This is a genomic window from Pseudomonas sp. LBUM1648, assembly GCF_059716145.1.
Genome location: NZ_CP166808.1, coordinates 5877340 through 5888623, shown reverse-complemented (window position 1 = coordinate 5888623; position 11284 = coordinate 5877340). Strand labels below are relative to the sequence as shown.

12 protein-coding genes are annotated in these 11284 nt (G+C 58.1%); 3 read left to right on the top strand and 9 right to left on the bottom strand.

All coding sequences use genetic code 11. The features are described from left to right. Positions 1-64 precede the first annotated feature (64 nt). Positions 65-280, bottom strand: a complete 216-nt coding sequence (rpsU, locus tag ACA043_RS26795) for a 30S ribosomal protein S21 (protein WP_002551877.1) — start codon at positions 278-280, stop codon at positions 65-67. Between the two features lie 199 nt (positions 281-479). On the opposite strand from rpsU, the gene tsaD reads away from it, so the two are divergent. Then, positions 480-1505: a tRNA (adenosine(37)-N6)-threonylcarbamoyltransferase complex transferase subunit TsaD gene (gene tsaD, locus ACA043_RS26790; protein WP_187680841.1), complete on the top strand. Its 1026-nt coding sequence runs from the start codon at positions 480-482 to the stop codon at positions 1503-1505. Positions 1506-1528: 23 nt separating this feature from the next. Here tsaD and plsY read toward each other — a convergent pair whose 3' ends face one another. Then, positions 1529-2098 (bottom strand): glycerol-3-phosphate 1-O-acyltransferase PlsY, encoded by a 570-nt coding sequence (plsY, locus tag ACA043_RS26785; RefSeq protein WP_187680840.1) that lies wholly within the window; start codon positions 2096-2098, stop codon positions 1529-1531. Positions 2099-2172: 74 nt separating this feature from the next. Between plsY and folB the strand changes: the two genes are divergently transcribed. Both folB and folK read left to right on the top strand, forming a co-directional pair. After that, entirely contained in the window at positions 2173-2529 is a 357-nt protein-coding gene (folB, locus tag ACA043_RS26780) for a dihydroneopterin aldolase (protein WP_401270118.1), read from the top strand. Beyond that, positions 2520-3035 carry a 2-amino-4-hydroxy-6-hydroxymethyldihydropteridine diphosphokinase gene (gene folK / locus ACA043_RS26775; protein ID WP_187680839.1) on the top strand — a complete coding sequence of 172 codons (516 nt, stop codon included), beginning with the start codon at positions 2520-2522 and terminating at the stop codon, positions 3033-3035. Before folB ends, folK begins: the two co-directional genes overlap by 10 nt. A 91-nt stretch (positions 3036-3126) precedes the next feature. Here the strand turns inward: folK and ACA043_RS26770 are convergent, their stop codons facing one another. The 7 genes from ACA043_RS26770 to apaG form a co-directional block, all read right to left on the bottom strand. Continuing rightward, complete coding sequence (locus ACA043_RS26770) at positions 3127-4350, bottom strand: multifunctional CCA addition/repair protein (RefSeq protein WP_187680838.1); 1224 nt, start codon at positions 4348-4350, stop codon at positions 3127-3129. A gap of 63 nt (positions 4351-4413) precedes the next feature. After that, entirely contained in the window at positions 4414-5976 is a 1563-nt protein-coding gene (locus ACA043_RS26765) for a SpoVR family protein (RefSeq protein WP_187680837.1), read from the bottom strand. Continuing rightward, a complete protein-coding gene (locus ACA043_RS26760; protein ID WP_187680836.1) occupies positions 5973-7244 on the bottom strand; it encodes a YeaH/YhbH family protein in 1272 nt (423 codons plus the stop codon). Before ACA043_RS26760 ends, ACA043_RS26765 begins: the two co-directional genes overlap by 4 nt. A 119-nt stretch (positions 7245-7363) precedes the next feature. Beyond that, complete coding sequence (locus tag ACA043_RS26755) at positions 7364-9286, bottom strand: PrkA family serine protein kinase (RefSeq protein ID WP_007910115.1); 1923 nt, start codon at positions 9284-9286, stop codon at positions 7364-7366. A gap of 294 nt (positions 9287-9580) precedes the next feature. After that, positions 9581-9910 carry a thiosulfate sulfurtransferase GlpE gene (gene glpE / locus ACA043_RS26750; RefSeq protein ID WP_187680835.1) on the bottom strand — a complete coding sequence of 110 codons (330 nt, stop codon included), beginning with the start codon at positions 9908-9910 and terminating at the stop codon, positions 9581-9583. Positions 9911-9943: 33 nt separating this feature from the next. Further along, positions 9944-10825: a symmetrical bis(5'-nucleosyl)-tetraphosphatase gene (locus ACA043_RS26745; protein ID WP_497658204.1), complete on the bottom strand. Its 882-nt coding sequence runs from the start codon at positions 10823-10825 to the stop codon at positions 9944-9946. Further along, on the bottom strand, positions 10825-11205 hold the full coding sequence (gene apaG, locus ACA043_RS26740) for a Co2+/Mg2+ efflux facilitator ApaG/CorD (RefSeq protein WP_489879399.1): 381 nt from the start codon (positions 11203-11205) through the stop codon (positions 10825-10827). The genes ACA043_RS26745 and apaG overlap by 1 nt, the downstream gene beginning before the upstream one ends. Positions 11206-11284 lie beyond the last annotated feature (79 nt).

Below are 11284 nucleotides of genomic sequence, written 5' to 3'. Positions count from 1 at the left end.
CAAATGCCATTAGCCCGGCTGAGAGCCGGGCTTAGGCAAGAAGCTTGCTACGAACGTCTGTGTATTAGTACAGACGAACGGCGCGGCGCTGTTCGCGCTGAACTTTCTTGGCGTGACGCTTAACAGCGGCTGCTGCTTTACGCTTACGCTCAGAAGTTGGCTTCTCGTAAAATTCGCGGCTACGAACTTCAGCCAGTACACCGGCTTTTTCGCAGGAGCGCTTGAAACGACGCAGAGCTACGTCGAAGGGTTCGTTCTCTTTAACTTTGACGGCTGGCATCCAGAGCTACCTTCATTCATTACCGGGGTCAACATCCTCGCGGCAAAAGAGCACTTGAAGACGTCGGTTTTTAAGGGTTGCGGATGTTAACCCCTCATCGCTCGGAATGCAAAGCCTCTGATCGAAAACCGCTGGCCGGGGCATCACGCGGCGACTATTATGCGCGCCTTCGAAGTCAGCCTAAACAAGGCGCAAACCCATGCTAGTACTGGGATTAGAAACCTCCTGCGACGAAACCGGCGTCGCATTATACGACAGTGAACGCGGCCTGCTGGCCGACGCACTGTTCAGTCAGATCGACCTGCATCGCGTGTATGGCGGTGTGGTGCCTGAGCTGGCCTCGCGTGACCACGTCAAGCGCATGCTGCCCTTGATTCGTCAGGTGTTGGCCGAGGCTGACCGTGTGCCGACCGAGATCGATGCGATCGCTTATACCGCGGGTCCTGGCCTGGTTGGCGCTCTGCTGGTTGGTGCTTCCTGTGCTCAGGCGCTGGCGTTTGCCTGGGGCATTCCGGCACTCGGCGTGCATCATATGGAAGGTCATTTGTTGGCACCTATGCTGGAGCCAAAACCACCGGAATTCCCGTTCGTCGCTTTGTTGGTCTCCGGCGGTCATACGCAGCTTGTTCAGGTCGATGGCATCGGCCAATACACCTTGCTTGGCGAGACGCTCGACGATGCTGCCGGCGAAGCGTTCGACAAAACCGCGAAGATGATGGGCCTCAATTACCCAGGCGGACCGGAAATTGCCAAGCTGGCGGAGAAGGGTGCTGCAGGACGTTTTACTTTTCCGCGTCCGATGTGTGATCGCCCTGGGCTGGATTTCAGCTTCAGCGGTCTGAAAACCTTCGCCCTCAACACCTGGCAGCAGTGCGTCAGCGCCGGGGACGACAGCGAGCAAGCCCGTTGCGACATCGCGCTGGCGTTCCAGCAGGCCGTGGTGGAGACTTTGACCATCAAGTGCAAGCGTGCCCTGAAACAGGCGGGCATGAAGCGTCTGGTCATCGCGGGTGGCGTCAGCGCAAACAAGGCTTTGCGTGTTTCGCTGGAGAAAATGCTCGGCGACATGAAGGGCGATGTGTTTTACGCCCGTCCCGAGTTCTGCACCGACAATGGCGCGATGATCGCGTTTGCCGGTTGCCAGCGTTTGCAGGCCGGTCAGCAGGAAAGTCTGGCGATCAGCGTGCAGGCGCGCTGGCCGATGGAGCAGTTGTCGGCGTTGTAATGGGCAGTGCGGAAGGCCGGCATTTAAAAATGCCGTTCGCGCCCGGCAAACAGGTCGCGTAGATTGCCGCGGTGGCGCCAGACGATCAGTAGCGTCAAGGCGCTCATCGGCAGCAAAGCCTTTGGCTCTTGCCAGGCGAGCAGCGGCAGGGTCAGTGGCGTGGCGATCAGCGCCGCCAGTGAGCTGGTACGGGTCAGGTAAAACGTTAGCAGCCATGCGCACACCGCTAACAGCGCAGCCGGCGGATACAGGCCCAGCAGCATGCCGGCGGCAGTGGCGACGCCTTTGCCGCCGCGAAAGCGGAAGTACAGCGGGAACAGGTGACCGATCACGGCGCATACGCCTATCCAGGCCTGATCCTGCAGCGAAAGGCCGACAGCCGATGCGATCAGCACCGGCAGCAAGCCTTTGCACAGATCACCCAGCAGGGTCAGGATCGCGAGTTTGCGGCCGGCCAGGCGCAGCATGTTGGTAGCTCCGGCATTACCCGAGCCACTCATTCGCGGATCCGGGTTTCCGGTCAGGCGGCTGAGCAAAATGGCGAAGGACAGCGAGCCGAGCAGGTAGGCGAGAGTCGCCAGTAACCAAAACATGCTAACTATTCCGGGCGAGGACGCCCTGATTCTAACGGCGCATTGCGCCCTTGTCGTGCAGCGGAGAAAAGTGCTTGGACAGAGTGTTTATCGAGGGCCTGGAAGTTGACACCGTGATCGGTGCCTACGACTGGGAGCGCGGCATCCGACAGTGCCTGCGTCTTGATCTGAGCTTCGCCTGGGACAATCGCCCGGCCGCCGCCGGTGACGACCTGACCCTGGCGCTCGATTACGCCAGCGTTTCCACGCGCATCCAGGCCTTTGCCGAGCAGGCGCAGTATCAACTGGTCGAGACTTTCGCCGAGCGCCTGGTCGAAGTGCTGATGACTGAATTCAACATCACCTGGGTGCGTTTGAAGCTGACCAAGCCCGGCGCCGTGCCGGCTGCCAAGGGTGGTGTGGGCGTGGAGATCGAGCGCGGATGTCGCTGACTCAGGTGTATCTCGGGCTTGGTAGCAATATCGAGCGTGAAACCCATTTGTGCGCCGGTCTTGATGCATTGGCGACGTTTCTGGTGGATATCCGTTGTTCGGCGGTGTTCGAAAGCCAGCCGGTGGGGATCAAGAGTGGGCCGTTCTTCAACTTTGTGGTGTCGGCGTATACCGACCTGCCGTTGATGGAGCTGGATCGGCGCTTGAAATTCATCGAGGCGGATAACGGTCGCTATGCGCCGGATCGCAAGGGGTTGCCGCTGGACATCGACGTGCTGCTGTACGGCGATCTGGTGGGAAACTTCGACGGATTGGTCCTGCCGCGAGCCGAAATTCTGAAAAATGCTTTTGTGTTGTGGCCGCTGTCGCTGATTGCGCCGGATCGGGTGCATCCCGGTGTGGGAAAAAGCTTCGCCACGCTGTGGGCGGAGGCGCAGATTGATCAGGTGTTGGCGCCGGTGGGGTTTGAGTGGCGAGGGGAGCAGCTCACACCTCTGAATCTTTAAAAGCAAAAGATCGCAGCCTTCGGCAGCTCCTAAACAGGGATTCCCGTTTCCATGTAGGCGCTGCCATAGGCTGCGGTCTTTTGATCTTGCTTCAAGCGTTTTCTTTGTAAGCCTTCAACGCCTTGAGCCGTTCACGTTTGAGCGCTTCGCCCAGATCCGGGCCTTTGAATCCCTTCTCCAGCAATGGCTGCACCGGTACGCCGCGCGCAGCATTCGCCGCGCCGCGCAAATAATCCGCCTGTGGATAACTTCTCTGCTCCAGACCTTTGCGCCCGCGTGCATCCATCTCGCACGCGGCAATAAATTCCTCAAAGCGCTGGGGCCGGCGATACACATCAAAGCTCTGCAACAATTCCAGCAACGTCGAAGCCTTCAACTCCAGGGCGCGGTGGCCATGGGTGTGATATTGGCAAACCAGTAGCGCCAATTCCTGACAGTCCTTCGGCGCCTTGAAACGCTCGTTGACCGCTTTGATCAGCTTCAGTCCCTTATGCTCATGGGCAATGTGTCGCGGCCATTCCTCTTCTGGCGTCAGCCCCTTGCCGAGATCATGCAGCAGGCACGCCCAGCGAACGGTCAGTGGTTGTTTGTACAGCGCTGATTGCTCCAGCACGCTGAGGGTGTGGATGCCGCTGTCGATTTCTGGATGATGGATTTCCGGTTGAGGCACGCCGAACAGAGCGTCGACTTCCGGCATCAGTACTTTCAGCGCGCCGCAATCACGCAGTACCTGAATGAACACCTGAGGCTGATCCTCCATCAACGCGCGGGAGATTTCTTTCCAGCTGCGCTCAGCCGTCAAAGCTTCCAGTTCGCCGGACTCACTGAGTTGGCGCATCAGTTCCAGTGTCTCTGGTGCGACGGTAAAACCGAGCCCTGCATAGCGAGCGGCAAAGCGGGCAACACGCAATACTCGGAGGGGATCTTCGGCGAATGCCGGGGATACGTGACGCAGAACCCGATCCTCAAGATCGCGCTGGCCATGATAAGGATCGGTCAGATTGTGCTGATCGTCCTCGGCCATGGCGTTGATGGTCAGGTCGCGGCGGATCAGGTCTTCTTCAAGCGTAACCTCGGGGCTGGCGTGAAACGTGAAACCGCCGTAGCCGCGACCGCTTTTGCGCTCGGTGCGGGCGAGGGCGTATTCCTCGCCACTTTTCGGATGAAGAAATACCGGGAAGTCCGCACCCACCGGACGAAACCCCTTGGCAAGCATCTCGTCAGCAGTAGCGCCTACTACCACCCAGTCGATATCAGTGACCGGTTTGCCCAGCAAGCGATCACGCACCGCGCCGCCGACCTTATAAATCTGCATAAAAAACCTCCGTTGGCCCGACAGGATAACCCTTGCGTCGGACTTTCGGAGGCCAGAACCGGATCAAAGATGAATGACGGCCAAATCGAGCCGACCGTAATCCCCTTCGCTGTGTTCACTGCGTGGCGGTACGTGATGGGTTTTCATGATCTGGTCGCCTTGCAGGGTTTCCAGATGAATGTCGAAGCCCCACAAGCGATGTAAGTGTTTCAGGACTTCTTCGGTGGAGTCGCCCAATGGTTTGCGATCGTGTTGCTGGTGACGCAGGGTCAATGAGCGGTCGCCGCGACGGTCGATGCTGTAGATCTGCACGTTGGGTTCGCGATTGCCGAGGTTGTACTGCGCTGCCAGGGTTTCGCGGATGATTCGGTAGCCGGTTTCGTCATGGATCGCCGGTACCAGCAGATCATCCTTTTGATCGTCATCGAGGATGCTGAACAGTTTCAGGTCGCGGATCACCTTTGGTGACAGGTACTGCAGGATGAAGCTCTCGTCCTTGAAGCTGCTCATGGCGAACTTGATGCTCGACAGCCAGTCGGTCCCGGCGATTTCCGGGAACCAGTGACGGTCTTCCTCGGTGGGCTCTTCGCACATGCGCCGGATGTCGCGGTACATGGCAAAGCCGAGCGCGTAGGGGTTGATGCCGCTGTAGTAGGGGCTGTCGAAACCAGGCTGGAACACCACGCTGGTATGGGACGTCAGGAATTCCATCATGAAACCGTCGGTGACCAGGCCTTCGTCGTACAGGTCATTCATCAGCGTGTAGTGCCAGAACGTCGCCCAGCCTTCGTTCATCACCTGGGTCTGGCGCTGTGGATAAAAATACTGGGCGATCTTGCGCACAATCCGCACGATTTCCCGCTGCCACGGCTCGAGCAATGGCGCGTGCTTCTCGATGAAGTACAGGATGTTTTCCTGCGGCTCGGCCGGGAAGCGCGCATTGTCCTTGTCGCTGTATTTGTCTGCGCCTTTTGGAATGGTGCGCCACAGGTCGTTGATCTGCTTCTGCAGATGTTCTTCGCGATCTTTCTGCCGCCGCCGTTCCTCCTCGGCGGAAATCGGGTAGGGGCGTTTATAGCGGTCGACACCGTAGTTCATCAACGCATGGCAGGAGTCGAGCAAATCCTCGACTGCATCGATGCCGTGGCGCTCCTCGCATTGCATGATGTACTGCTTGGCGAACACCAGATAATCGATGATCGAACTGGCGTCGGTCCAGGTGCGAAACAGGTAATTGCCCTTGAAGAAGCTGTTGTGACCGTAGCACGCGTGGGCCACCACCAGCGCCTGCATGCAGATGGTGTTCTCTTCCATCAGATAGGCGATGCAGGGGTCCGAGTTGATCACGATCTCGTACGCCAGCCCCATTTGTCCGCGGCTGTAGGATTTCTCGGTGCTGAGGAAGTGTTTGCCGTAGGACCAGTGGTGGTAGCCCAGCGGCATGCCCACCGAGGCGTAAGCGTCCATCATTTGCTCGGCGGTGATGACTTCAATCTGGTTGGGGTAGGTATCCAGCGCATAGCCGGCCGCGATACGGGCGATTTCGCGGTCGTAGGTCTGGATCAGCTCGAACGTCCATTCGGAGCCGGTGGAAATGGGTTGGCGTTTCTGCTCTTTGGCGGTCATGTCACTAACCTGCGCTGGAAGAGTTCACGGAAGACCGGATAGATATCCCCGGCCGAGACCAATTGCTGCTGGGCAAACGTGTCGGAAAAGGCTTCGGCGATGCGTTCGTATTCGTACCAGAGGGCTTGGTGTTCGCGCGGGGTGATCTCCACGTAAGTGTAGTACTGCACAAACGGCATGATCTGGTTGATGAGGATGTCGCGGCAGATTGGCGAGTCGTCGTTCCAGTTGTCGCCGTCGGAAGCCTGAGCCGCATAGATGTTCCACTCGTTGCTGGGATAACGCTCGGCCATGATCTCCTGCATCAGTTTCAGGGCGCTGGAAACGATGGTCCCGCCGGTTTCCCGTGAATAGAAAAACTCTTCTTCGTCCACTTCCCGGGCGCTGGTGTGGTGACGGATGAACACCACGTCGATCTTGTCGTAGTTCCGCTTCAGGAACAGGTACAGCAGGATGAAAAAGCGCTTGGCAATGTCCTTGGTCGCCTGGGTCATGGAGCCTGAGACGTCCATCAGGCAGAACATCACTGCTTTGGAACTTGGATTGGGCTGCTTGATCAGCAGGTTGTATTTCAAGTCGAAGGTATCGAGGAAGGGTACGCGATGAATGCGCGCGCTGAGTTTTTCGATCTCTGCCTCGAGTTCCTGAATATCGCCGAAGTTGTCAGGCTCTTCACGCTTGATGCGCGCCAGTTCTTCTTTGGCTTCACGCAGTTTCGCGCGGCTGCTGCCCGACAGGGCGATACGCCGTGCGTGGGCTGAGCGCAGGGTGCGGATGATGTTGATGCGCGAAGGGTTGCCTTCGTTGCTGATCCCCGCGCGCACGGTTTTGAAGGTGTCGGTGCCGCTCAGGTTGCGTTTCACCAGGTTCGGCAGTTCGAGGTCTTCGAACATGAATTCCAGAAATTCTTCCTGGGTGATCTGGAAGACAAACTCATCCATGCCTTCACCGGAGTTGCCGGCCTTGCCCGGTCCGCGTCCGCCGCCGCCTCCCGGTGGGCGGGCGATGTGTTCGCCGGCAGTGAATTCCTTGTTGCCAGGATGAACCACGGTCTGCTTGCCGCCACGGCCGTGGTGAAGCACCGGTTCGTCGATGTCGCGACCGGGAATGCTGATCTGTTCGCCGTGTTCCATATCCGTGATGGAGCGCCGGCTGACCGCCTCTTCGACAGCCTTCTTGATGTGGTCACGGTAACGCCGCAGGAAACGCTGGCGGTTCACCGTGCTCTTGTTCTTGCCATTGAGACGTCGGTCGATCACATAGCTCATACGTGGCCCTCCGGGCAGCTTCAAGTTGTGAGCTGCAAGCTGCAAGTAGACGCCATTGCCCGAACGTCAGGCTCATGCGCTTTTTTCTTGCAGCTCGCAGCTGTTAGCTTGCAGCTGCTTCACTGCGATTTCCGGACCCGTAGGTACCATTCGGACAGAAGCCTTACCTGTTTGTCGGTGTAGCCGCGTTCGACCATTCGTGTAACGAAGTCGTTGTGCTTCTGCTGATCCTCTTTGCTCGCCTTGGCGTTGAAGCTGATGACCGGCAGCAGATCTTCGGTGTTCGAGAACATTTTCTTCTCGATGACCACCCGCAGTTTTTCATAGCTGAGCCAGGTCGGGTTCTTGCCGTTGTTGTTGGCCCGGGCGCGCAGTACGAAGTTGACGATCTCGTTGCGGAAGTCCTTCGGATTGCTGATGCCGGCCGGTTTTTCGATTTTCTCCAGTTCTTCGTTCAGCGCGACGCGGTTGAGGATTTCGCCGGTTTCCGGATCGCGGTACTCCTGATCCTGAATCCAGAAATCCGCGTACAGCACATAGCGGTCGAAGATGTTCTGGCCGTACTCGCTGTAAGACTCCAGGTACGCGGTCTGGATCTCCTTGCCAATGAATTCGATATAACGCGGTGCCAAGTATTCCTTCAGGTAGCGCAGATAACGTTCTCGGGTTTCAGCCTGGAACTGTTCCTGCTCGATCTGCTGCTCCAGGACATAGAGCAAGTGCACCGGGTTGGCGGCGATTTCATGTGGATCAAAGTTGAATACTTTGGAGAGGATCTTGAACGCGAAGCGGGTCGACAGGCCGTTCATGCCTTCATCCACACCTGCCGAGTCGCGGTATTCCTGAATCGACTTGGCTTTAGGGTCGGTGTCCTTGAGGTTCTCACCGTCGTATACGCGCATCTTCGAATAGATATTGGAGTTTTCCGGCTCCTTGAGGCGCGACAACACGGTGAACTGCGCGAGCATCTTCAAGGTATCTGGCGCGCAGTGGGCCTTGGCCAGGGAGCTGTTGAACAGCAGTTTGTCGTAGATCTTCACTTCATCGCTGACCCGCAGGCAGTACGGCACCTTGACGATGTAGATCCGGTCGATGAAGGCCTCGTTGTTCTTGTTGTTACGGAAGGTGTGCCATTCCGATTCGTTGGAGTGCGCCAGCAGAATACCGGTGAACGGAATCGCGCCTAGACCTTCGGTACTGTTGTAGTTGCCTTCCTGGGTTGCGGTCAGCAATGGGTGCAGCACCTTGATCGGTGCCTTGAACATTTCGACGAATTCCATCAGGCCCTGGTTGGCCCGGCACAGCGCACCGGAATAGCTGTAGGCATCGGCGTCGTTCTGTGGGTATTCCTCGAGTTTGCGGATGTCGACCTTGCCGACCAGTGCGGAGATGTCCTGGTTGTTCTCGTCACCTGGCTCAGTCTTGGCCACGGCGATCTGATTTAGGATCGACGGATACAGTTTGACCACGCGAAACTGACTGATGTCGCCACCGAATTCGGCCAGGCGCTTGGTCGCCCATGGCGACATGATGGTGTTCAGGTAGCGCCGTGGAATGCCGAAGTCTTCCTCAAGGATCGCGCCATCTTCGGTGGCATTGAACAGACCCAATGGCGACTCGAATACCGGCGAACCTTTGATCGCGTAGAAAGGGACTTTCTCGATCAGTTGTTTCAGCTTCTCGGCCAGGGACGATTTACCACCGCCGACGGGGCCGAGCAGATAGAGGATTTGTTTCTTCTCTTCCAGGCCTTGGGCGGCGTGGCGGAAATACGAGACGATCTGGTCGATGCATTCTTCCATCCCGTGGAAGTCTTCAAAGGCCGGATAGCGACGGATCACCTTGTTGGAGAAGATGCGCGACAGCCTGGAGTTGGTCGAGGTGTCGAGCAGTTCCGGTTCGCCGATGGCCAGCAATAGACGCTCGGCGGCGGAAACATAAGCGCTGCGGTCTTTCTTGCACAGCTCCAGGTACTCTTGCAGCGAGAGTTCTTCCTGGCGTGTAGATTCGAAGCGTTGTTGGAAGTGGCTAAAGATACTCATGACGTCACCTCGCTCGATACGTGGAGCCGACGCCGGATCACTCAGTCGATGCTGGCAAGCAGCCGCTGTGGCCACTTGTTTACCCCCCAGAACACTTTCGCGGTCGACAACCTTGAAAGTCACTCCCGATGACCCGTGCGCCGGTGTACCGGCTCTCCCCTGATTTGGATGGCCTGGGCTTAAGGATAGTTGGGAATTCGGGAGGTAAAGGCGAGATACGTAATTAGTTGTGGCAGACCGTTCGTCTGCCGTGCGCAGGCCCACGGAAGCCGGGGCCTGCGCATGACAAAAAAATTATTCGGAGGTGCCTTGCGCAGTTTCCGAAGGGTAAGTCGTACGCCAGAGCTCGAAGCCGCCATCCATGCTGTAGACGTCGGAGAAGCCCTGACTGATCAGGTAGGCTGCGGCACTTTGGCTGGAGTTGCCGTGATAGCAGACTACGACAGTCGGTGCGTCGAGGTCAGCGGCACGGATGAAATCCGAGATGGAAACGTTATCCAGATGCCTGGAGCCGGCGATATGCAGTGCGGCGTAGGTTTGCGGGTCACGTACATCGACCACCACGGCGCCTTGCTCGCGCAGGGCCTGGGCCTGTTCCGGGGGGATTCGTTTGAATTCGCTCATGGCGGGTTCCTGTAGCTCGGCTGAAAGCACAGTCTAACGCAGGGCGTTGACCGGCAAAGTTTCGGGGGTAGGTGGTGCGACTGTCGGTGCTAAGCCACCGTGCTCATCGCATTTGCACGACACGCGTTCGCCGCTGTCGACGTTCATCAGGGTCAGGCTGCCGCCCCAGACACAACCGGTGTCCAGCGCCGAAATGCCAGGCTCATGGATATTGCCTTCCAGAGCAGCCCAATGGCCAAAGATGATCCGCAGGCCCCGGGTCTTGCGCTCCTTGTGCTGGAACCAGGGTTTGTAGCCGGGCGGCGCAGTATCGAGGCCTTCTTTGCTTTTGAGGTCGAGCTTGCCCTCGGCGGTGCAGAAACGCATGCGGGTGAAATAGTTGGTGATGACTCGCAGACGGGAGACGCCTTTAAGGTCGTTGTCCCATTTCGACGGCTCATTGCCATACATCCCGTCAAGGAAGGCGGGAAGCAGGTTTTCATCGCGCAAAGCAGTTTCAACTTCAGCGGCGCATTTCAAGGCGCGGCGCAGTGACCATTGCGGCGGGATGCCGGCGTGAACCATGGCGACATCGCGCATCTCGTCGTAGTGCATCAGCTTCTGCTGGCGCAGCCACTCCATCAGTACGGGGCCGTCAGGGGCTTCGATGATTTCGCGCAGGGTGTCGGACTTCTTCAAACGCTCGATATGTTTACTGGCCGCCAGCAGATGCAGATCATGGTTGCCGAGCACGCAGATCAGCGACTCACGCATGCCATAGAGCAAACGCAGGGTTTCCAGAGACTGCGGGCCGCGGTTGACCAGGTCGCCTACCAGCCAGAGCTTATCGAGCTTCGGATCGAAAGCGACTTGCTTGAGCAGGCACTTGAGCGGCTCGAGGCAACCTTGCAGGTCACCGACGGCATACGTCGCCATCAGTGCAAGGCTCCGGGGACGGCGAGGCGGAAGGGTTTGATGATGGCATCGAAATGCTTGCCGTCGTCGGCGACCATTTCGTAGGTGCCCTGCATGGTGCCGACCTTGGTGGTCATCACCGTGCCGCTGCTGTAGGTGTGCTCACCGCCAGATTTGATCAGCGGCTGCTGACCCACGACACCGGCGCCGCGCACTTCTTCGACATGCCCATCACCATCGGTGATCACCCAGTGCCGCGACATCAGCCGGGCAGGGAGCTCGCCATGGTTTTGCACGGTGATGGTGTAGGCGAACGCGAAGCGGTTGTGCTCGGGTTGCGATTGGTCTGCCAGATAGTGGGTAACGACGCGGACATCGACGTGGTAACGGGAATCGGACATGCAAAGGGCCTTAAACGAAGCGGAACGCGGGGCGTAGCTGATGGGGAATCAGTCTAGGCAAGTATCGGGCAGTAAACCA